The organism is Gemmatimonadota bacterium, from assembly GCA_016712265.1.
In the GTDB taxonomy this organism is placed as follows: Bacteria; Gemmatimonadota; Gemmatimonadetes; order Gemmatimonadales; family Gemmatimonadaceae; genus RBC101.
Genome location: JADJRJ010000018.1, coordinates 1 through 21315, shown reverse-complemented (window position 1 = coordinate 21315; position 21315 = coordinate 1). Strand labels below are relative to the sequence as shown.

Genomic DNA, 21315 nt, shown 5'->3' with positions numbered 1-21315 from the left:
TGCGCCACTGCTCGAACAGGTCGTTGACGACGAGCCCGAACGCGCCGATCGTGCCGATGATCAGCCCGCCGACGGCGTCGAACGTGGAGACGGCGAACATCACGACCTCGCCATCTCGGCGCGGAACGCCCGAGCGAACAGCGAGTCGTCCTCGTCGACCGGCCCGACGGGGGGCACCGGGCCGGCCTTCGAGGATGGGGACTCGACGCGGCCGGTGTCGCGCTCGGCGCGAGCAGCCAGCCAGGCGTCAGCAGCAGCGACCGGGACGAGCCGGCGCGTGCCGTAGCGGACGCACGGGAACCCCTCCTCGTCCTGCAGCCGGCGGATCGTCTCGGCGCACACCTGTCCGTACACCTGAGCGGCGACCTCGAGGCCGATCGCGCGGGGCTCGATCACGACCTGCACGTCGTCTGTGCGGCGCATCACGATTTCGCGAGCGGCGGGGACCTGTGCGGGCTTCATGCCGACACCGCCGTGGTGGCGGGCACGTACCGGCCGCCGGTGACGCCGATGAACAGGATCTGGTGCAGCCGGTCCCGTGCCATGCCGGGGCGGAGCCCGTGGTGGCGGCGCAGGAACAGGTACTGCCTGACGGCGAGCACCCGGTTGCAGTCGATCGCCTGGTTCGGTGAGCCGTGCCGACGCTCGGCGGCGCTGTGCGCGTAGATCCGGGTGATCACGACGCCACCGGCTCGGCGTGCTCGATCCAGTGCTGCGGCACGTTGAGCGCCACGGCGATCTTCTTGCGGAGTTCGGGGTTGCGCTTCAGCGTCCGACGGCCAGCGGTGATGTCGCACACGTAGGTGAGGGACATCCCGGTGGCCTCGGCCAGCTGCTTCGGGGTGACCAGGGCGAGGTCCATCGCCTTGGTCAGACCCTCGTGGTCGATCGCTGCCATGCGCACATACTGTGCGTAGTTATGCGTCTCTGTCAACTGTTTCGCACAACAAGTGCGTACAAGTGCATTGACCAGGGGTTTTGTGGCACTACATCGCTGTAATTGCGTAGTTGAGCGCAGTTCTCGATAGTTGACTACGCACAATTGCGCAGACCACGATGCGCCCATGAGCGGAACCTGGGTCGAGGTCGTGAAGCAGCGACGAGCAGAGCTGAGGCTCAGCGTCCGCGCTGCCGCCCGCCGAGCAGGCGTGTCCGAATCGCTCTGGCGTCAGATGGAGAACGGCCACCGACCGAAGCCCGAGAACGTGGCTTCGATGTCGCTCGCGCTCGGCTGGTCAGCGAGCCGTGGACTCAGCAGCGTGATCGACGGCGCCGAGCCCGAACCATGCGCCGAAGGTGAAGCCGCGACGATCGGTCGCACACTCACGACACCCCAGAATCTGGAAACGAGGGTCGGAGCACTCGAAGATCAGCTTCGGGCCGTGATGGCGATCGTGCTGCAGATCCAGCACGAGCGCCAGCAGGATGAGCTTCGCGGCTCGCCCTCACCCGCCGAAGCCACGCGATCTGAGCGCTGACACGGGTCAGCTCCGCCAGTAGCGCCTCCCGGTCCGCCATCTCCACCATCGCGGCAACCTAACCAGGGGGTGCGCGACTCCGGCTACGGTTCCCACATGCTGCCGCCACCGAGCCCGCTGCCGCCACCCTCTCCACCCTCTCCACCCGCGCCGCCGAAGAACAGCCAGTGGCCGACCCCGCTCGTCGTCGTGATCGCGCTGGCAGCCGTGGCCGTCTACTGGTTCGTGGCCGGCACCGACGGACTCGGCAGCAACGACGACGGCAACCGCGATCGGCGGCCGAAGTACCGGTGGGCCGACACCGTGTGCACGATCGACGGGCTGTCGGGCAAGTTCACGAACCGCGGCGACGACGACTTCAACGGGAAGCTGTGGGCCGAAGCGAAGCTCGACGGCAAGGTCGTCGCTCACGACGAGGAGATCCTGTTCGACGTCGGGCCGGGCGACTCGGAGATCGTCCGGTTCAGCTGGGTGCTCGACGACGTCGACACCTGCGGGCTCGTCGACGTCGAGTGGAGCTACTGACCGGTCAGCCGTCGGCCAGGAGCCGGCCGAGCAGGTCGGCGGCGTCGCGGTCGCGCGCGGGGACGAACGCTGCGTAGATGTCGAGCGTCGTCGAGGTGCGGGCGTGGCCGAGCCGGCCGGAGACGGTGCGCGGGTCGACGTCGGCGGCGAGGAGCTGGGTGGCGACGAAGTGTCGCAGGTCGTGGAGCCGGACATGGCCGAGGCCGAGCCGGTCGCGGAGCGCACCGAACCGGTGGGTCATGACGTCGGGGCGGACGGCGGTGTGGCCGAGGTCGTTGGAGAACACGAACGGGCCGAGCGGACCGCCGAGCTCGAGCGCGACGCGGGCGCATTCGGTGCGCCAGGCGCGCAGGGTGGCGGTGGCGTGCCGGTCGAGCGCGACGGTGCGTTCCTGGTTGGTCTTGGTCGTCTTCAGCACCATGCCGACCCCTTTGCCGCCGTCGGACCAGGCTCGTTGGATGGTGACTTCGCCGGTGTCGAGGTTGATGTCGGACCAGCGGAGCGCGCACACCTCACCGCGGCGAGCGCCGAGATGCGCGGAGAGCCGAAGGTAGGTGCCGAGCTGCGGGTCGTGGTCTGCGGCGAGGATGAGCCGGCGCACGTCGTCGGGTGACGGCGGCTGGATCTTCGCTGCGGGCACGGGCGGCGGCGACGCGTCGGTCGCGGGGTTGCGGGCGATCCACTGCCACTTCACGGCCTGGCCGAGCGCAGTGCGGAGGATGTTGTGCACCCGGCGGATGCGTGTCGCCGACAGCCCGTCGCGCTCGAGCGTCCCGTACAGCTGGTCGAGGTGGTGCGGCCGGACCTTCCACACCGGCAGCCGCCGAAACGGCGGTGGGATGTGCTTCATCGCGGAGGCGTAGTCGACGCGGGTGGCCGGCCCGAGCCGGGCACGGGCGAACCAGGCGGTGAGGAGCTGGTCGACGGTGGCGTCGTGGCCGTGCTGCACGCCCTCGTTCGCTTCGGCGATGAGCCGGGCGAGGTGCGCCTCGGCCTCGCGTTTCGTGCCGCGGAAGGTGATGCTGACCTGCCGGCGCTTCCCGGTGTCCGGGTCTGGTTCTCCGTCGAACCGGATGCGCCAGGTGTCGCCGCGACGGACGATGGAGCCCCTCATGCCCGCCGATGATGCCACCGGGGCGCGCGACTCGTGCACCATCCGTGACCATCGGCCGTGGCCGGGGAACGAGAAAGGCCCTGGTCAGGGTCTCTGACCAGGGCCTTTGCTGAGCGGATGACGAGACTCGAACTCGCGACCCTCACCTTGGCAAGGTGAGATCGGTCGGTCACTGGATCGAATCGGTGCAGGTAGAAGCGGCCGCGGTGCTGTCTGTCCAGGGTCACGGGCGGCGATGCTCGTGACCATCCTGTGACCATCCTTGCCCCGGAAAGCGAAGAACGCCCCTCGGCGCGCACGGGGCGCGCCGAGGGGCGTTGGGCAGCATCTTCGATGCGGTGTGCTATCTGAAGGAAACGCCGGGGTGTCAGTGGCGGCGGCGGAGCGCGGTGTACACGGCCTTTGGCTGGCCGGCTCGGGTGAGGAGCCCGTAGTTGTTCTGCTGGGCGCCGCTGTCGCTGCGGTCTCGGTCCACGTACCAGAACACGTGGGAGACGTACGGCCAGCGGGACCCGACCAGCTGCAACGTCTTCGTCAGGTAGCTCGCTTGCGTGGCCTGGGTGACGCCCTGCTCCCAGTTGTTCGGTGACGGTGTCGAATGGCTCGACCAGCCGAACTCGGTGAACCAGATCGGCGAGCTGTCACCGAACGCTTCCTGCAGGGACCGGATCGCGGCGACATGCGTCATCGTCCAGATGTTCGTCCCGTCCGGGTCAGGGGTGTCGGGCGGCAGATTCGACGGTGACATGTACGGGTGAACGGCGAGCGCGTCGAAGGTGCCGCGAAGGCCGCGCAGCAACATCTGCCGGACCCATTCGCTGTCACAGTAGGCGGGGCCGGCGAGCACGACCGACGCAGCCGGGTCACCTGCTCGGATGCCGGTGGAGATCTCGCGATGGAGGGCAGCGAACTGGTCGAGCGTGCCCGTCCAGAACCCGGGATGGTTCGGTTCGTTCCATGTCTCGTACGCGGCGATTCGGTCGCGGAAGTGGCCGGCGAGCCGCTGCGCGAACGACAGTGCCAGACCGGGCATCGACGGTGGACCCGAAGGGGATGGCGACGCCCATGCCGGGGTGCCCTTGATGACGGCCAGGACCTTGATGTTGCGGGCGCGGGCGGCGTCGACGATGAAGTCGAGCGTCGCCAGATACCAGCCGGCGAACTGGCCGGGCTGGTCCTCGAGGGTGACCCAGCCGACGTCGAGTCGGAGCCACTCCACCCGTGCGGCGGCGAGCCGGTCGAGCACCGCGAGTCGGGTCGCGTTGTCGGTGTCAGCCCAACCGATCTGCGTGTTGACCCCGACAGCGGTCATGCCGTCCGCCACATCGTGAACCATGAGGCGTTCCCCTGGTATCCGCTCGAGCTCGCGTTCTTGGTTGCCATGACCACCTGCAGGGTCTGGGCGCCGTCGGTGCTGACGGTGATGCCGGTGATGGTGGAGTCGTACGCGGCTGTGGCTGCCACGTACAGGTCGATGGTGCCGATCGTGGTCCCGTCGAGCTTGATGGTTGCGATGCCGAGGCCGGGGTCCCGGTAGCCGAAGAACTTGAGCGACCAGGTGCCCGGCGACAGGTCGACGGTGTAGTCGATGGAGGCGTTCTGTGTTCCGTCCGACACCGCCGAGAAGTAGGTGAACACGCCGGTGGCGCCGGTGACCCACGCGCCGACGGCGGTCGCTTGCCACGCCGACGCGTTGATCTCGGCACGCCACAGGCGACGCTGGACATCGAGGTTCGTGCGGGCGTTGGCAGCTGTCGACGCACCGGTCCCGCCATCGGCGACCGCTAGGTCGGTGATGCCCGTGATCGTTCCGCCGGTGACCGACACGCTGCTCGACGCTTGGGTGGCGATCGTGCCGAGCCCGAGGGTGGTTCGTTGTGCAGCAGCGTCGGCGTCGTCGACCAGCGCCCGGCCCGCAGCCGAGAAGTCGGTGAGCGCCCACGTACCGGCACCCGTCGCATACGGGACCTTGTTGGCCGCCGATGTGAGAGCGGCGATCGCAGTCAGATCCGAATCCAACGGCTGATACCCGGCGGCAGCAGCGGCCGTCGTCAGGTACGACGCGAGCGACGACTGCGCCGCGACGTCCGTGCCGATCACCAACCCGAGGTTCGTGCGAGCATTGGCCGCTGTCGACGCACCGGTCCCGCCATCGGCGACCGCTAGGTCGGTGATCCCCGTGACCGACCCACCCGTGATCGACACACTGGAACTGGCCTGCGTGGCGATCGTGCCGAGCCCGAGGGTGGTTCGTTGCGCCGTCGCGTCGGCGTCGTCGACCAGCGCCCGGCCCGCAGCCGAGAAATCGGCCAGAGCAGCCGTCCCCGACCCGGTGAAGTACGGGACCTTGTTGGCCGCCGATGTCAGCCCAGCGATCGCCGCCAGCTCGGCGTCGTACGCCTGGACGTCAGTGCCGATCGCCAACCCCAGGTTCGTGCGGGCGTTGGCAGCTGTCGACGCACCCGTACCGCCATCGGCGACAGCGACATCGGTGCCGCCCGACCGGTACAGGGTGGATGTGTCCGTGATGCCATGCACATTGGTCGTGTCCGACTCGTGTGCCGACACGGCCGACGCGGCCGTACCGGCAGCATCGACACCGATCGAGGAGCGCGCCGCGGCAGCATCCGCGAGCGCGAGCAGCGAACGCCCGAAGCTCGTCGTCGACAGGGCAGCGATCGCCGTCAGGTCCGAATCGAGCGGCTGATACGACGCCAACGACGACTGTGCCGCGACGTCCGTGCCGATGACGACACCGAGCGAGGAGCGCGCCGCGGCAGCATCGGCCAGGGTCAGCAGGGCGCGCCCGAACGACGTGGTGGACAGCGCGGCGATCGCCGTCAGGTCCGAATCGAGCGGCTGATATCCGGCGGCGGCCGCAGCGGTCGTCAGGTAGCTCGCCAACGCCGCCGACAGTTCGGCCGCCGTGGTGTAGGTCGGATGAGGGTCACTCAGGGCCTCGTGCGCCGCGACAGCAGCAGCAGCCGTACCGGCAGCATCGACACCGAGCGCAGAACGCGCCCCGGCAGCTGTCGACGCGCCCGTACCACCCGCAGCGACCGGCAACGCACCACCCGTGTACTCGGCCAGATCGAGCGTGATGTTCGCCTCACCCGACGGCGACTCGGTCACGTCGAACCCGGCCCCGAAGTCGAGCGTGTCGGCGGCAGCAACGACAGTCACGTCGCCCTCCTGCACGACGAGCGTGGTCGACCCTCCACCGCCACCGCCACCGAGAGCGACGGTGGCCGTCACGGCGGCACCGCCGAGCGTCAGGCTTGCCGACTGGGTTGCCGACGTGCCGGTGCCCGTCGTGCCAACCGGATGGACAGTGAGTGTGCCACCGAAGATCTGATAGGGGCCACCACCGTCGGCGGTCGCCTCCACGCTGTACTTGTACACCTTCGCCCGGGTGTCCGTGATCAGCGCTGCCGTGTCCGCAGCCGACCAGGCGCACGTCAGCACCGCCGACGCGGCCGAGGCCACAGGCAAGCCGGGGTCGGTCGTGTAGGCGTCACCCGCGGCGGTCGTCACCGTCACAGCAGGCGACGCGAACGTCGTCACACCGGACGTGGCGGTGAAGGTGACCGCGAACGGGTCGCCGGCCACCACCTCGACGTCGACCGGCGTCGGAAGTTGCTTCACTGTCGTCATGCGTCACCCGGCGCTATCCGTGAAGAACACATCGGGTCACGCCTCCTTGGCGGCCGACTCGGACCAGCGGTACGCCAGGTTGAGCAGCGCCCCCAGACCGGACGCGGCGACCGACTTCCAGACGGCCACGTCGACGTCGAGCAGCGGCAGCCCGACGAGCTGACCGGTCGTGGCGAACACGAACGTGGCCACGGCCTTGCGGAACGCCTTGCGGAACTTGGGGCTCATACTGGCTCCTCCTGGTGTGATGTGGTCGGTGGGAGGTGCAGGGTCGGCCGGATCGCGTCCAGCTTGGCGGCGTTCTCGGCGAGGACCTTGTCGACCTCGGCCTGCTTGCGGTGGATCTGCTCGAGGAACTCGACGCGGGCGTCGATCCCGTCGAGACGTTCGACCGTCTTCGTGGCGAGCGCTTCGGTCCTGTCGATCGCGTCCTTCAGCGTCGACCCGCCGTTGTTCTCCATCTGGGCCTTCACGAACTCGACACCGTCGATCGCGAGCTGCACGCCGTGCACGAAGCCGCGGATGGCGTGCCACGTCGGGCGGACCAGGTACCTCCACAGCGTCCCGAGCGCCACCACCGCTGCGGCGGCACTAACCAGGATCTCGGTCGCGTCGCGGCCGAAGAGCTCGGCCGGCATCAGGCGGCAACCTGCCCGTACTCGCGGAGCTCCGACGCGGACATCCAGAACGGGGAGGCCAGCGTCGAGAACGCCGGGTGGAGCTTCACCAGCCCGGCGCGATCCCGCTCGAGCAGCCGGTTGTAGTCGGCCTCGCTCGTGAGGAGCCGCATGACGAAGGCGCCGTCCCACACCCACCGGCGCGGGTCGGAGTGGTTGGCGTCGTTCCCGACGATGATGAGCATGCGGAACACCTCCGGGAGCGGGGACGGGATCGGGTCCGGATCGGGGGCCGGCAGGGGCGGCGGTAGGACGGCGGGGACCGTGAGCGCGTCGATCAGATGACCGAGCCGCGCGCCCGGATCACCCGACGGTGCAGCCCACCGTGCGCCCGGGGTCGTGGCCAGCACACCCGGGCACGAGGTCGCCCGGTACCGGTAGTGCGGCCACACCTCATGGTCGGCGGCCAGCACCCCCAGGTCGACGGCATGGCCACGCAGGAACCACCACGCCTCGATCTGCTCGTCGGTCGGGGCGAGCCCGAGCGCGTTCAGGAAGATCACCCCGGCCGACTCGTCGTTGAAGTTCAGGCAGTGCGACGCCCGGAACTCCCCGGCCTGCGTGAACACCGACCCGTCACGGCCGAGCATCCAGCTGTACTCCCACGGCTTCCCCGCCGCGATGCCGTACGCCGCGGCGGCGCGAGCGTCGTCGAGGACCCGCTTCGGGTCTGCTGACCGGTACCGGCCGCGTTCCTCGTTCGTCGCGACTCCGACCTCGTGCGCGAGCAGCACCCGCACCTGGCGGAGTCTTGGCCGGCTGGCGGGAGGCTCTGGCGTGCCGATGACCGAGCGCGTGTGGAGCGCCATCAGCGGCACAGCCTGACGATCGTCAGCGCGCCGTTCGTGTTCACGGCTCCTGAGTGGCCGTTGTAGTGGTGGCACACGATCGTGTCGCCGGCGGCGAGCGCGACGACGACGGTCAGGTTCGATGTCGTGTTCCCCGCCGAGCAGTAGCCGACATAGGTGGTCCCGGCGATCGCTGCCGAGCAGGTGCCACCACCGGACATGGCGGTGTCGCTGATCGCGATGAACGTCACCAGGTACACCCCGTCGAAGCCCGACGGGACCGTCACGCTGGTGCCGGACGAGTACCAGCCGTCGGCGTCAGCGACCTCGGTCGTCCACGTGAACGTCGACGTGACCCCAGACCCTTGCGCGAAACCGGAGTTGGTGAGCCGAACCCAGGTACGGCCCGCTGCGGTGAAGTTCGCGAGCCGCAACGCCGTCGACCCGTCGTAGATCATCAGCCGGCCCGTCGATGTGTTCGCCGCGAGCTGCCCCGTCGACGACACGTCATCGGTCGTGGTCTTCGGCACGATGTGGTCACGGATGCCGTTGCCCCACGCCGAGGTGATCGTGGTGCCGGAAGTGACGGTGAGCGACGAACGAGACGACATCTAGAAGTCCTCCACCTTGGCGATCGGCCACGGCTCAGTGATCGGGTCGTGATCGAGCACGACGGTGGTCGGCAGATCGGTCAGCTCGAGCACACCGCACCGCTCGGCAACCCGGGCGGCAGCAACCGCGACCGCTTGGCCGCGCATCTCGGCAGCCAACTGCTCGTCCTCGACGCCGGCATTCAGACACGTCGAGCTGTCGGCGAAGTCGCGTCCGATGTGGACCGCCCACCGCCACAGGCCAGCCGCGCCCGGCGTCGAAGCCTCGGTGGTCACGTGCACGCACACGACGATCTCCATCAGAAAAACCACACCGCGTCGTCCCACTCGCCGGTGTCCCACACCGAGCTGGAGAAACCAGACCAGGCGGCAGCCGACTGAAACGAGAACGTGATCTGGTACTGCATCGGGCGGACCGACTCGACGAGCCCGTCGACGAACACCGGCAGCGTCGCCGTCGTGCCTGACACACGTGGTTCGACGGTCACTTCGCACCGGTCCTGCATCCGCAGGGCGAGCACGTCGGCCCATGAGCCGTCGGCGATCGGTTCGACCGTGATCTCGCGGACCCGCAAGTTGTCGGCCGGGTCGCCCTTCGCGACCTCGAGCTCGGCGATCGCCATGACGCCGGTGTCGTTCGCAGTCGACATGCCGGTCCGCACGATGCGCGGCACCCCGGACCCGGTCTCCTGCTCGGCTCCCGTAGCGCCGGTGAACGCCGCCTGGCGGACGATGAACATGCGTGGCGACGACAGCACCGGGTCACGGAACTGGATGTCGCCGGGACCGAACACAGCCTGGTTGGTCGTATGTCGCGAGTCGGTGACCTTGGTGGAACGGCCGATGAAGCGGAGTCCGCCGTCGTCGCTCGCGATCTGCGGTTCCCACCAGACGGCGCCACCCTCGGAGTCGCACAGATCGTGGAGCAGGTCGAGGCCGTTGCCGGTGAACTCGATCGGGGCGTGCGTCTCGTCGCCGGTCTCGATGTCACGCCAGGTGAGATCGAGTGACACCGAGTCGGCGATGCTGGTGACGATGTCGCCGGAGGTGGCGCCGTCCGTCGACGTGTACGCGCCAGACCCGGTCCACTGGGCGAACCGGGCGAGATGGTCGACGCAGGTGAGGACGGTGACGGCGTCCTCGCCGTTCTCCGGGTACTCGTCGACCCAGTCCTCGACCATGCCGGTGAACCGGCGGTAGTCGACGCTGTCCCAGGTGGCGACGTAGCGGACGGTGATCTCCGGTAGCACCAGGGTCGCACCACCGGACATGTACGGGCCCGACAGGTTCGACGCCGAGAACCGGCCGTCCCGGTTGTCGAGCACCACCGTCATCGTGGCGGGCGAGTAGGTGCCGGTCTCCTCGGAGGTTGGGCGCACGATGTCGAGCGACCGGACGTAGCTGGAGATGTCGGTGAACGACCCGATGATGAACTCGACGCCGAGGTACAGCTCGGGCCACTCGGGACCCCACTGCACCGTCATCGACGCCACCTCGTGCCGTTGATCCGCTCGTACTGCTTGAGCGACTGCACGGTCCCGTTCGGGTCGGCCTTGACGTTGACGAAGACGTTGGTCGGACCGCCGAGCCGGCTGTTCGGGATCACGCTCCCGCCGGCACTGCCCATCTGCAAGATCTCGGGGCCGTTCTCGCCCACCAGGTAGGCGCCACCCGCAGCGACCGGACCACCGGCCGCGCGACGGCCGTTGATGCCCGTCGCCACGTTCGGCAACGCCCCACCCGTCGACGGGTTGATCGGCACGTTCCGCTGGCGGGCCAGGTAGGACAACTGGTTCTCGGCCTCGTCGAACGCGCCCTGGTCGATGAGCGCGAGGATCTCGGTCTGCTTCTCGAACGGGACGTCCTCGAGCGACGACAGGTAGTCGATGAGCGACTGCTTCAGGTCGATCAACGCCTTGCGCTTGTCCCGGTTGGAGGCGCCGGCCTCGTTCACCTTGTCCTTGTAGTCGTCGATCGCCTGCTCGACCCCGAGCCACGCCTCCTCGTCGGACAGCGAATCGGTCAGCCGCTTGTACTCGTCGGTCAGATCACGCGTGGCGTTCGCCGCCGAGGTCGCCGCCTTGTCCAGGTCGGCCAGGTCCTCGCCGACATCGTCCGCAGCCGTTCCAGCGTCATCGAACGCGACGACCGCACCCGCCGACTTGTCGATCACCTCGCCGACCGCCATCGCTGCGTCGTCGTACAGGCCGATCGCTGTGAGCGCCTTGCGTTCGGCGTCGGAGTCGAATCCGAACAGCAGGCCGCCGTCGGGGATCTTGTCGAGCGCATCGGCGATCCCGGTGACGGCCTTGCCCATCAGCAGCAGCCGAGGGATGACCCGCTCGCCGACCGTGAGCTGCACGTCATCGAGCCGGTCCTTCAGCTGGTCGAGGAGGTCGCGGAACTGGCGGGCCTGACGCAGCTCGTTTTCGTCGATCACCTTCGCGTCGGACACGCCGTCGAGCGCAGCGCGCAGCTGATCGGCGTCCATCGTCATCAGCTCGGCGATCTCGCCGTAGCTCTTGCCGAACGCCTTCTGCGCCGCTTGGGCGCGCTTCGTCGGGTCCTGGATCTTGCCGATCGCTGTCGCGGTGTTGATGAAGGACTCGTAGGCGTCGATCGACCCGTCCTTGGCCGTGACGATGGAGTCGGCGAACTCGTCGAGTCGGCCGCCTGCGATCGCGTTGTTGAACTTCTGGATCGCGCCCTGGACGGTGCCGACCTCGATCCCGAGGTCCCCGGCGACCTCCATGAGCCGCGAGGACTGTTCGACGGTGAGGCCGGTCGCGTCGGCCATCTTGCCGGCGGCGAGCGCCGTCTCTTGGAACGCTGCCACAGCCTTGACGCCATAGGTGAACACGGCGGCACCGGCGGCCATCGCGCCGGCTGCCATGTTCTGCTTGAGCATGTCGCCAGCGCCCTTGATCCCGGCCTTGAACTTGCCGGTGACGCCGTCCGCAGCGGCGATGTCCGCGCGCAGCCGACCCAACGACCCCTTGTCGTCGACCTCGAACAGCAACCGGATCTTCTCGGTGAACGACGCCATGCGGGTCTCCTCAGAAGTGCTTGCGCAGCACCGTCTCCACGTGCTTGGCAGCCACCTTCGGAAGCTGCTGCTCCATCTCCGCGGCCGCCGCCGACCACGTCCCCTTCCCACGGGACGAGCTGACCGGCCGACCACGTCGGGAAGTGCCCGCCTGCCGTCCATCGGTCAACACGCGCACCGGGCCACGGGCACGGCCGGGCGGGGCGATCTCCACCGACGTGTCGCTCTTGACGTCGAACCGCGGTGTGAGGTTGATCGGCCGACCACGACGCCAGTTCGTCATCCTGGCGTCGCCACCGGTGTCCGATCGGATCTGATCGGAGCCGATCTTCTTGCCCTCCATGCCGACGGCCTTGAGCATCGCTTCGCTCTTCAGGTCGTGGACGACACGGTCGATCTTGCGGGCGAGCGACGCCAGATCGGGCGACGTCGCCACGAGCTCAGGCTGCGAGCTCGGCGTAGCCGCCGGTGATCTGCGGGTTCCACGCACAGGTCGGGACCTCGCCGACCGACGCGTTGAACGTCTGGAAGTTCCGGTTGAGCACGGCGCAGATGAACCCCGGGTTGCTCGAGCTGCGCGAGTTCGACGTGCGGCGCACCTCGACGTACAGCAGGCTCGACGAGCCGACCGGCACGACCGAACCGGCGACACCGATCAGCGAGTTCAGGGCGCCGGCGGCGTAGTCGTTCAGCAGCGACAGGTTCAGCGTGCCGGTCTTCAGACCGATGACGAACGCCTCGAACCCGCCCGACCCGAACGCGGTCACGGGCAGCGTCGCCGCGGTCGCCTCCTGCTGGATGCCGGTCACGTACGACGAGATGTCGGACGGCGAGGACAGCGAGCAGCCGGTCGGAGCCGAGGAGCCACCCGGGGCGGTGCCACCGGTGGTCGACGCTGCGACCGCGACGTAGAGCGAGGTGAGTGCGGTGATGGACACGGGGACTCCTACGGGGTGAAGATGGCGAGCGACGCCAGGACGGTCGCGGACGGGGACGCAGAGGCGGTGACGTTCAGCCGCCACCAGGTGTTCGTGGTCGTGATGCTCGTGGCCGACAGCCACTGGGCGCCGGCCGCCGACAGAGCGGTGCCGGCCGAACCACGGTTCGTGTACGACCCGCCCGACGAGCTCGACGACTGGATCTGGAACGTGAGTGTCCCGGTGCCCGAGTAGTCGAAGATGTGGATGGCGGCGACGATGTACTGGGTGGCGGCGAGCTGGCCGAGCTGCACGGGGGTCGTGTTCGCGGTCGCCGTGATCGCGGTCCCGGTGGTCTGCGTCACCTGACCTTCGGCGACGGGCGGGTAGATGGTGGACCCGACGATGGTCGGTGCGATCGTCGGCAGATCGCCGACCGACGCGACGAACGACGGGCCTTGCGGCATCAGCCCGTTCGCCATGATGGCGCCGGTGCCGGCCGAGTCGGCGTCGGCGTAGGCGAGCGTGACGATCTGTGCGGACCCGGCGTTCGTGCGGGCGTACTCGTCCCAGGCGGCGGCGGCGTAGTCGTTGAACCCGCCGAGTGCCACGCGCAGGGTGCGGGTGGTCGGGGCGAACTCCTGGAACTTGCGCGATCCCCAGGTGGTCTTGTCGCGCACGGCGACGTCGACGCCCCAGTCGACCTTGTTCGACGTCGACGTCGCGTTGAACGAACCGACGGCGAGCTGCGCGGCGGTGGGGACTTGGATGGACATCAGACCTCCGCGTTCTGCTTCATGGCGATGAACGTGAGCAGCAGATCGGCCGTCACGTTCTCCGCGTCGTAGTCGCCCGGTGCGACCTCGAGGCCGGACACGGCCCCGCCGAAGGTGTCGTCGACCTTCAGCGCGTCCACCACCGACCAGCTGTTGCCGGTGCCGACCGACAGGTACTGGTCGAGGCGGCGGACCGCCGCCTGGTCGTTGCCGGCGGGGTCGATCGTCAGCCGGAACCGGCAGCGGCACACCCCGTCCGGGCCGAACGTCCCGAAGAAGTTCGGGGTCTCGTCCATCACGAGCCGCACGGCCGGGGCGGGCGAGCCCTTGCCGTCGACGTCGATGTTCGTGCCCTTGTCGATGTTCGCGGCGAGCTGCGCGCCGATCGCGGCGCGAATCGTGGAGAGCGTGAAGCCAGCCATCAGCGCGGCCCGCCGATCCCGGCCTTGGCCTCCTCGCGGCGGTAGCCCTTGAGGAGCATCTTCGCCTTGTTCTCCAGGAACTCGTCCATGCCGGCGTTGCCCTGCTGGGAGCGGAACTCCCACACGTCCTTCGCGAGGACGTAGTGGGTGCGCACCACCTGGTCGGGCAGCGCAGCCCATCCCCAGTCGGCGGTCACGGCGACCGTCGCACGGAACCGGTCGAACGTCCACGCGTTCCCGATGTAGCGGATGCCCTCGTACGGGCGGGTCTCGCCGGCCCAGTCGAGCCCGTTGAGCGGTTCGAGCTGGTAGCCGCCGGCGGTCGTCCACGCCGGCACCGTCACGCCGTCGTTGGTGACGGACGTGACGGTGACGCAGTCGTGGATGCGGATGAGGTCCTGGCCGACGGCACGCGGGGCGTACACGCGAGTGCTCGCCGATCCGCTGGCCACCGTCCAGGTGCGGCCGGTGACCTTGCGGATCAGCGACTGGGTGTAGAGCCGGACGCCGTCGAGGACGTCGTAGTCGTCGACGGCCGTCTCGACGACACGCAGGTAGTCAGCGAGGTCCTCGACGGACGGCAACGACGACGGCATGGCTCACTCCTCGGTGGGGGCGACCTCGGTGGTCTCCTCGGTGGACTTCGGCGGGCGGCCACGACGCTTCGGCTCGGCAGCGGCCTCGGACTCGACGTCCTCGGCGGGCGGCTCGGGCTCGGGCTCGGCGGTGACGTCGAGGACGAGATGCTTCGCGCCGTCGAGGCCGTCCACCCACTTCACGGGAGCGGTCACGATCACGAGCTCGCCGCTCGCGATCTTCTCGTTCCACGTGTCGAGCAGCGTCCCGCCGGCCGGCACGTCCATCTCGAACAGCGTCCCGCCCGTACCGCGGACGACGACCGTGGTGGCCATCAGCGCGGCACCCGGATCGCGTACACCTCGCCGGCGAACGACGCGGCGAGGTCGATGCTGACCGTGCCGTCGTTCTGGATGAACCGGGCCGACTCGAGCCCGGCGACGGTCATGTCGCCCGACGTGGCCGGGACGGTGATGTCGAGGTTGCCCTGGCCGGCCGACATCGCGGGCGGGTTGTCGCCGGCGACGATCGTGGCGACCCGGTCGGAGCCGTTGGTGTTGGTGAACCGGAAGATGAACTCCTCCAGCGGGTAGCCGCCCAGGTCGACCGAGTGGTCGTTGGTGGGGTCGGCGGTCGTGCCCGTCGGCGACGTGGCGCCGGTGCGGGACAGGGTCTCGACGGTGACTGCGGTGCGAGCCATGGTGGCCCCTTTCGTGAGGAACTGGTGGTGGTGCGAGGAGGGATGAACGATGCGTGGGCCACCGACCGGAGTCGGTGGCCCACGCCCGGGGGATCAGGTCTGCGAGGCGACGACGGTGGCGATCGCGTCGGGGCGGACGAGCTTGGCGCCGTACACGTGGAGGCCGCGCACGCCGGTCGCGACCTTCGTCTCGAGACGCAGGGTCTCGATGTTGAGGATCTGCTCGGCGTAGCTGATCGCCATCGGGTGGCCGGCGATCACCGCGTAGTCGTCGCCCGTGACGAACGGGGCGTTGTTGGACTTGAGCACGGTGAAGCCGAGCGCCTGGCCGATGACGCCGTTGCGCAACGCCATGTCCGAGCCCGATGCGTCGACGCGGACGAACTTGTCCTCCTCGAGCAGCAGCCCGTGGTACCACGGCGGCACCACGCACCAGCGACCCTCGACGGGCACGTTGGCCTCGTCGAGCTTCACCGACAGCTTCCGCAGCTGCGTGTAGGCGAGCGCGGCGGTCGTGACCGAGACGGCGCCGATCTGGTTCGCCGACGCGGCGCCGGTGTACAGGCCGGCGACGTACTGGTCGGCGGTGTCGCGCAGCTTGTACGCGGCCTGGGTGAGCGCCCGCTCGAGCGCGCCGGACGCCTGCGCCTCGTCGATGTCGTCGACCGAGAAGGAGAAGATCTTCTGCTGGTCGATGCGCAGCTGGCGGTCGGCGTCGGTGAGCGTCTCGTAGGTGACGGTCGAGTTCTTGGTGTACGACGACACCGTCGGGTCCGAGATGCTGCGGATGTGCACGGTGTCGCCACCGGAGCGGATCTCGCCCTCGTAGTCGCGGTTGACGACGCCGGCCTGGGCGTACACGAGGGACTTCTCGAGGACGCCGAGCGGGACGGACGCCCAGATCTCGGGGATGAAGCTGATGGCCATGGGGGATGGTCCTTTCGGAGAGGGGTGGTGGTGGTCAGCCCATCAGCGAGGCCAGGAGCCCCGCCTTCCGGGCGGCGTTGATCTCTTCGTGACGCCCCTGCTTCGCGGCCTGCTTGAGCTGGTCGGCCGTCCACTGGGCCTGCTTGTCGCCCTGCCGGCCGCCGTCGGCGGACCCGGGTGCGGGCTTCGGCTTCCCGAACAGGTACGGCTTCGCGTCGCGCAGCGCCTTGATCGCGTCGTCCACGCCCTTCACCTCGTCGCCGTCGACGGTGACCGCGTCGGCGGGGAGCAGGGCGAGCACGGCGTCGGCGTCGATCGCTCCGGCCTTCACGGCGGCGGCCGACACGGCCGCACGGGTGAGAGCTCGGGCGATCCGCTCCTCCGCGGCCTTCGCTCGCTCCTCGGCCGCGGTGGCGGCAGCCTGAGCTCGTTCGAGCTCCGACTTCGACGCCTCCTCGATCTTGGCGAGCTTCTCGGCGGCGGCAGCGTTCGACTTGGCGAGGGACTCCGACTTCTTGGCCATCTCCCGCCACTTGGCGAGCTCGGCCTTCAGTTCGGTGGCCTCGTCCTTGGCGGGCGCCGTGGACGGTTCGGGCGGGGATTCGACGACCGGATCGGTCGGCGTGGGGTCGTCAGCCATTGGGGCTTTCCTTCCGTCGGTCCCTCTGCGTTTCGCTTGCGGGATGAACGTCGCTCCTCGGCGTTTCGCTTGCGGAGCACTGCTGGTTTGGTCGACCACCTCGGCGTTTCGCTTGCGGTGATCGGGGATCGGGGATCGGGGGGCCGCGGGGAGAACGGATCCGCTCGACCTTGGCCGCCTGACTCTCAGGCGGGCGGGGTCTGCTGGCCGGCGTCGAGGCCGAGCCGTGCACGCGCTTCCGCGTCGCTCAGGAACGGCACGCGCAGCAGCGCGCGCTCGTCGATCAGCAGCTCCCGGAACCGGGCGATCTGCGTCTGCGAGTAGCCGGCGTCCTCCCACAGCTGGTGCAGCGGGACGCCCATCGACATCTTCTTCAGCAGCGAGTCGGTGTGCTCGGCCTCCGAACGCGACTCCGGGTCGGTCCAGATCGTCTCGGCCGACTCGGCCTGCGAACGCTGCTCGTCGCCGAGCACCGCGAACGCGAGCCGGAGCACTTCCTCCCACGACTCACCGAAGTGGCGTTGCCGCGACCGGCACTTCGCGATCAGACCCGTTTCGGTCGCCTTCAGCGACTCGCCGGACGGGAACGACCCGGACGAGCCGAGCAGGTAGTGCGGAGGCGTCCGGGTCCGCGACGCGAGGGACTGCACGCGGTTCTCGAGCGCCGCCACGTAGTTCTTCAGGTCGGTCTCACCGAATTCACCGAACTTCGCCTGGTCGTTCTCCGTGTGGAACAGCCGGTCGACCGACGGTCGCCAGCTCTCAAGCGGGTCGCCGGTCATCGGGTCCGTCGGGATCTCGACACCGGTCGCCCACCGCTGCTTGAAAGCCGTGTACTCGGCAGCGACCATCATGTCGCACACCAGCTTGTTGATCTGGTTCTGCACCGAGATCACGTCAGCGATCTCCGAACGACCCTCGCCGAGCAGCCGCGGCCGGTTCCGGAACTCGACGATCGGCACCGCGCCGAGCGGGTTCTCGACGACCGCCTCGTCACCCTCGAGCGGCTTCCACATCGCACCGAGCACACCGAGCCGCCGATCACGGCCCATCTCGGTCGAGTAGTCGGCGAGCGTGATCGCCCGCTTCGCCTGGAACTTGTGGATCTCGCCCGGCAGGTACACGTTCGCGCGGACGTCGCCGGTCCACTCATCGACCCACGCCTTCAGCGCTGCAGCACGCTTCCGGGTCGAGCCGGACTCGTAGGCGACGAAGCACTGCGACGGGTGCTCGACGGTGATCTCCGGCCGCTCGTCCTCGCCGAACCACACCATCGCGTACGCCGAACCGGTCTGCAGCGCCGTCGAGTGCAGCATCTCCGAGTCGGCGTCGAGGCAGTTCTCCTGCCACACCTTCCACGCGTCGGCGTCGCCGGCAGGCTGATCGCCCATCCGGAACCCCTCGACGTGAAGCCGTTCCTCGACAGCATCGACGACGAGCGCCATCCAGTTGTCCGACACACCGCGCAGCATCGACGAGAACTCCTGCCGGTACTCGCTGGTGGTGAACGAGAGCGGATGCCGACCGTCGTAGTACGCCTCGCACAGTGCGATCTGAGGTTGGCGGGTGATGAGCCGCCTGTAGAGGTTGACCAACCACCACTCCGGCGAACGTGTCTCCATGCGTTCGCCTCCAAGGGGGTCGGGGCGGCTACGGCCGCCGGTGCTGCGCGACGCCTCTGGCGCCACGCGAGATGTTGCAGGTTCGATGCGCGAGGGCGACATTCGCCCACACGTGTTCGCCGCCATGGGCGATCGGAATCAGGTGGTCGACCGTCGCGCCCATCGGCTGCTCGGCGGTGCCAGCAACCTTCGGCACCCGCTTCGAGCAGAGGTGGCACACCCAGCCATCGCGCTCGCCGAGCAACGTCCAGTGGATGTCCTGGTCGCCGACCCGAACGGCGTCAAGACGGCGCGCCTCTGCGGCTGAGCGGAGCGACTTGCGATGGTCGTGGGCGCAATCGGCGCAGCGGCTTCCGCCGCCGTGCCGATGCTCGTCGCCGCATCCCGGGCAGATTCGAGGCGGCACGGAGTCGTGGTGCTCGGCCAGCTTCTTCGCCTGAGCTTGCTGGCGACTCGGTTTGGCCCTCTTGTAGTTGTTGAAGCACTCCCGACAACGCGCCCCAGCGGCGCCCGGATGCTGGGATCGCGACCACGGAAGAAACGGCCTGTCGCACCCCTTGCAGATCTTCGCCTCGCCACCGATCGACGGAAGGTCCCGCTTCTTGGGACCATGCTTCGCCCGCAAGTGAGCCGACAGCCGATGCCATTCGCGCGTGCCAATCAGCTTCTCGGGCGGGAGGCAAGAGCAGCAGAAACGGCGCGGCTTCGTTCGTGACGGCTCGACAACGCGGCCACATTCGGGGCACTTCTCGTTCATCGGCACAGCATCTCCGCACTTCCGCACCATGCGTTTCGTGCGGCTTCCGCACTTCCGCAGAAGGGGCTCAACGCGACCTGGCGCCGCGGGTGTGCATCGTCTTCGACTTCTTCGGGCCGCCCCGGACAGCACCGGCGGCGAGCACGGCGGCGAGCAGCGTGGTCACGTCGACCGTCGACGCCTTGGCCGAGAACACCCACGACTCCCCCACCGGCCGGATGTCGGCGCCGGCGACGGCGGCGTTGAGCTCGGGCTGGTCGAGGTGACGGATCCGGCAGTTGAGGACGTCGTCCTGGAACGCGACCGACGCCCGGACCACGTCCGCCGTCGACATCTCCTGCAGCGGCACCCGTGCAGCGACCAGCCGCTCGATCAGCCGAGCGCTGTCCGTCTTCGGGTCGACGACGAGCGGCCCGTACTTCGCCGTGCCCTTCCTCGCCGCGTCGACCACCCACTCGGTGCCGATTTCGTGGCGGACCACCTCGACGTGCAGCGCACCGTCCGGCCGTTCACCGACCAGGTCGATCGCCGACCACGAGCCGTTCGGGCCGACGGCCAGCGCGATCCGGCCCGACTCGACGAACGACTCGATGTCGCGGCACACGTTCCACCGGTTCGACGGCAGCACGCCCGTGTCGCCGTCGGCGGTGAACACCACGCCGAGCCGTTCGATGCACCAGTCCTCGAGCGACATGCCGGACCGTTCGATCGTCCGACACCACTCCGGATCGATCCGGATCCCGACGCCCGGGTTCGCGACGTAGACCGACTCCGGATCGTCGGCGAGCTGGCGGAGCGCCGCCGCACGATCACCGTGCGCGCCGTCCGGCAACGGCACCGACCACTCGGCCATGAACGCGTCCGGCGAGTCGCCCCGCAGGATCGCGGCCCGCACCTCGTGCAGCCGTTCGGACTCGCCGATCGGCGCCGACGACGCGTAGATCAAGATCGGCGGGTCCTCGTTCATCGTCTGCGCCGACAGCGACGGCAGCATCGCCGATACCTGCTGGGCGGTGAGGAACAGCGCCTCGTCGAAGACGACCATCTGCGGCGAGCCGCCGCGGCCGCCCTTCTTCGAGCGGGTGCGGAACCGGATCTCGCACATCACCGCTGCGCCCGACTCGCGCCGGCGCGGCTCGCCCGACGCGGGATCCACCGGCCGGAACTCGATCGCCTCGTACCCCTTGGCAAGCACCTGCTTGCACTGAGCTCGCAGCTCTGGGTCCGAGCTGATCGCCGCCCACATGCGATCCATGTGATCCGCCGACGTCTCACCGAGATGGGCCGAGTGCAGGATCAGCGGCAGCTCGAGCACGAACAGCGCGTAGAGCTCGACGACCTCGAGCACGGCGCCCTTGCCGTTCTGGCGTGGAACGATGAGCAGCACCAGGAATGCGCACAGCCGGGCGTTCTCGTCCTCGCTCAGGATCCCGCGGATGCAGTACTTCTGCCACTCGTCGAGCACGTAGAACCCGCGGCCGGCCTCGACCGACCAGCCGATCGACTCGGCGAACTCGATCGCGTCGTCACCCGCGCTTGCGACCGCCCTTCGCGGCAGATGCGACAGCCGCGGCACCTGCGACCCGACGCGCTTCACGCCTTGCTCGCAGATCGTCACGCTTCGGCACCACCTTCGCCGCCGGCATCGCAGCCAGGTCCTTCAGGATCGCCCGCAGCTGGCCAGCGATCTGCGCCGCCACCGCCGGCTCGGCGAGCTCGAGCTTCTTCGCCAGGTCGTCGCGCAGCGCCTCGTACGTGGCCCGGATGTCGCCGCTGGCAGCGGCGTCAGAAACGCTGCGTGCCACCCGAGCTCCTCCGCTTCAACGTCGTCGTCTTCGCCGCGTCCCGCAGGTTGCACACCGAGCACTCGGCCAACAGCGGCGACCACCGGTCGCCCGTCACCGTGTGACCGGCGTGCCACACCACCCGTCGGCCCGGCTCGGCCGCCTGCACCTCGGCCAGCGTCCGCCCGCAGCGCCAGCACCGTGTCGTCGGGTCAGCGTTCGCCCGATCACGCACCGGCTTAGCCCGCACCTGGTGCGACCAGTCGTGCACCCGGCTCACCCTTCCACGTCCTGCCGGGGT

29 protein-coding genes are annotated in these 21315 nt (G+C 69.0%); 2 read left to right on the top strand and 27 right to left on the bottom strand.

Annotated features, from left to right (window positions below; translation table 11 throughout):
- Positions 1-99 precede the first annotated feature (99 nt).
- The 3 genes from IPK85_03605 to IPK85_03595 are packed head-to-tail and all read right to left on the bottom strand — an operon-like array spanning position 100 to position 898.
- A complete protein-coding gene (locus tag IPK85_03605) occupies positions 100-462 on the bottom strand; it encodes a hypothetical protein (GenBank protein MBK8246473.1) in 363 nt (120 codons plus the stop codon).
- Positions 459-680, bottom strand: a complete 222-nt coding sequence (locus IPK85_03600) for a hypothetical protein (GenBank protein MBK8246472.1) — start codon at positions 678-680, stop codon at positions 459-461. The genes IPK85_03605 and IPK85_03600 overlap by 4 nt, the downstream gene beginning before the upstream one ends.
- The gene (locus tag IPK85_03595) at positions 677-898 is read right to left on the bottom strand and encodes a helix-turn-helix transcriptional regulator (GenBank protein MBK8246471.1); all 222 of its coding nucleotides are present in this window, start codon (positions 896-898) and stop codon (positions 677-679) included. The genes IPK85_03600 and IPK85_03595 overlap by 4 nt, the downstream gene beginning before the upstream one ends.
- Positions 899-1088: 190 nt before the next feature.
- Here IPK85_03595 and IPK85_03590 point away from each other — a divergent pair, with 190 nt between their 5' ends.
- A complete protein-coding gene (locus IPK85_03590) occupies positions 1089-1478 on the top strand; it encodes a helix-turn-helix transcriptional regulator (GenBank protein ID MBK8246470.1) in 390 nt (129 codons plus the stop codon).
- A gap of 96 nt (positions 1479-1574) precedes the next feature.
- Entirely contained in the window at positions 1575-2003 is a 429-nt protein-coding gene (locus tag IPK85_03585; protein ID MBK8246469.1) for a hypothetical protein, read from the top strand.
- A 4-nt stretch (positions 2004-2007) separates the two neighbouring features.
- Here IPK85_03585 and IPK85_03580 read toward each other — a convergent pair whose 3' ends face one another.
- The 24 genes from IPK85_03580 to IPK85_03465 all read right to left on the bottom strand — a co-directional run bounded on the left by IPK85_03580 (position 2008) and on the right by IPK85_03465 (position 21294).
- Positions 2008-3117, bottom strand: a complete 1110-nt coding sequence (locus tag IPK85_03580; protein MBK8246468.1) for a site-specific integrase — start codon at positions 3115-3117, stop codon at positions 2008-2010.
- 367 nt (positions 3118-3484) lie between these two features.
- Positions 3485-4453, bottom strand: a complete 969-nt coding sequence (locus IPK85_03575) for a cellulase family glycosylhydrolase (GenBank protein MBK8246467.1) — start codon at positions 4451-4453, stop codon at positions 3485-3487.
- Positions 4426-6771: a hypothetical protein gene (locus IPK85_03570; GenBank protein MBK8246466.1), complete on the bottom strand. Its 2346-nt coding sequence runs from the start codon at positions 6769-6771 to the stop codon at positions 4426-4428. Before IPK85_03570 ends, IPK85_03575 begins: the two co-directional genes overlap by 28 nt.
- 36 nt (positions 6772-6807) lie before the next feature.
- Positions 6808-6999, bottom strand: coding sequence for a hypothetical protein (locus IPK85_03565; GenBank protein MBK8246465.1), 192 nt, complete (start codon positions 6997-6999; stop codon positions 6808-6810).
- Complete coding sequence (locus IPK85_03560; GenBank protein ID MBK8246464.1) at positions 6996-7409, bottom strand: hypothetical protein; 414 nt, start codon at positions 7407-7409, stop codon at positions 6996-6998. The genes IPK85_03565 and IPK85_03560 overlap by 4 nt, the downstream gene beginning before the upstream one ends.
- Positions 7409-8257 (bottom strand): hypothetical protein, encoded by an 849-nt coding sequence (locus IPK85_03555; protein ID MBK8246463.1) that lies wholly within the window; start codon positions 8255-8257, stop codon positions 7409-7411. Before IPK85_03555 ends, IPK85_03560 begins: the two co-directional genes overlap by 1 nt.
- Entirely contained in the window at positions 8257-8847 is a 591-nt protein-coding gene (locus tag IPK85_03550) for a hypothetical protein (GenBank protein ID MBK8246462.1), read from the bottom strand. Before IPK85_03550 ends, IPK85_03555 begins: the two co-directional genes overlap by 1 nt.
- Positions 8848-9147, bottom strand: a complete 300-nt coding sequence (locus IPK85_03545) for a hypothetical protein (GenBank protein ID MBK8246461.1) — start codon at positions 9145-9147, stop codon at positions 8848-8850. It lies immediately after the preceding gene.
- Entirely contained in the window at positions 9147-10331 is a 1185-nt protein-coding gene (locus tag IPK85_03540) for a hypothetical protein (protein ID MBK8246460.1), read from the bottom strand. Before IPK85_03540 ends, IPK85_03545 begins: the two co-directional genes overlap by 1 nt.
- Positions 10328-11893, bottom strand: a complete 1566-nt coding sequence (locus IPK85_03535; protein MBK8246459.1) for a hypothetical protein — start codon at positions 11891-11893, stop codon at positions 10328-10330. The genes IPK85_03540 and IPK85_03535 overlap by 4 nt, the downstream gene beginning before the upstream one ends.
- A gap of 10 nt (positions 11894-11903) precedes the next feature.
- Positions 11904-12329: a hypothetical protein gene (locus IPK85_03530; GenBank protein MBK8246458.1), complete on the bottom strand. Its 426-nt coding sequence runs from the start codon at positions 12327-12329 to the stop codon at positions 11904-11906.
- A gap of 4 nt (positions 12330-12333) precedes the next feature.
- Positions 12334-12831, bottom strand: a complete 498-nt coding sequence (locus IPK85_03525) for a hypothetical protein (protein ID MBK8246457.1) — start codon at positions 12829-12831, stop codon at positions 12334-12336.
- An 8-nt stretch (positions 12832-12839) separates the two neighbouring features.
- Positions 12840-13586, bottom strand: a complete 747-nt coding sequence (locus IPK85_03520) for a hypothetical protein (protein ID MBK8246456.1) — start codon at positions 13584-13586, stop codon at positions 12840-12842.
- Positions 13586-14008 (bottom strand): hypothetical protein, encoded by a 423-nt coding sequence (locus tag IPK85_03515; protein MBK8246455.1) that lies wholly within the window; start codon positions 14006-14008, stop codon positions 13586-13588. Before IPK85_03515 ends, IPK85_03520 begins: the two co-directional genes overlap by 1 nt.
- Complete coding sequence (locus IPK85_03510) at positions 14008-14604, bottom strand: hypothetical protein (GenBank protein ID MBK8246454.1); 597 nt, start codon at positions 14602-14604, stop codon at positions 14008-14010. Before IPK85_03510 ends, IPK85_03515 begins: the two co-directional genes overlap by 1 nt.
- Before the next feature lie 3 nt (positions 14605-14607).
- Positions 14608-14919 carry a hypothetical protein gene (locus IPK85_03505; protein MBK8246453.1) on the bottom strand — a complete coding sequence of 104 codons (312 nt, stop codon included), beginning with the start codon at positions 14917-14919 and terminating at the stop codon, positions 14608-14610.
- The gene (locus IPK85_03500) at positions 14919-15284 is read right to left on the bottom strand and encodes a hypothetical protein (GenBank protein ID MBK8246452.1); all 366 of its coding nucleotides are present in this window, start codon (positions 15282-15284) and stop codon (positions 14919-14921) included. Before IPK85_03500 ends, IPK85_03505 begins: the two co-directional genes overlap by 1 nt.
- Before the next feature lie 93 nt (positions 15285-15377).
- A complete protein-coding gene (locus IPK85_03495; GenBank protein MBK8246451.1) occupies positions 15378-16211 on the bottom strand; it encodes a P22 coat protein - protein 5 domain protein in 834 nt (277 codons plus the stop codon).
- A 34-nt stretch (positions 16212-16245) separates the two neighbouring features.
- Entirely contained in the window at positions 16246-16851 is a 606-nt protein-coding gene (locus tag IPK85_03490) for a phage scaffolding protein (protein MBK8246450.1), read from the bottom strand.
- A 185-nt stretch (positions 16852-17036) separates the two neighbouring features.
- Positions 17037-18473, bottom strand: a complete 1437-nt coding sequence (locus tag IPK85_03485; protein MBK8246449.1) for a phage portal protein — start codon at positions 18471-18473, stop codon at positions 17037-17039.
- Positions 18474-18501: 28 nt separating this feature from the next.
- Positions 18502-18879 (bottom strand): HNH endonuclease, encoded by a 378-nt coding sequence (locus IPK85_03480; protein ID MBK8246448.1) that lies wholly within the window; start codon positions 18877-18879, stop codon positions 18502-18504.
- Positions 18880-19297: 418 nt separating this feature from the next.
- Positions 19298-20848 (bottom strand): hypothetical protein, encoded by a 1551-nt coding sequence (locus IPK85_03475; protein MBK8246447.1) that lies wholly within the window; start codon positions 20846-20848, stop codon positions 19298-19300.
- Positions 20757-21035 carry a hypothetical protein gene (locus tag IPK85_03470; protein ID MBK8246446.1) on the bottom strand — a complete coding sequence of 93 codons (279 nt, stop codon included), beginning with the start codon at positions 21033-21035 and terminating at the stop codon, positions 20757-20759. Before IPK85_03470 ends, IPK85_03475 begins: the two co-directional genes overlap by 92 nt.
- Positions 21016-21294 carry a hypothetical protein gene (locus IPK85_03465; GenBank protein ID MBK8246445.1) on the bottom strand — a complete coding sequence of 93 codons (279 nt, stop codon included), beginning with the start codon at positions 21292-21294 and terminating at the stop codon, positions 21016-21018. Before IPK85_03465 ends, IPK85_03470 begins: the two co-directional genes overlap by 20 nt.
- Positions 21295-21315: the final 21 nt, after the last annotated feature.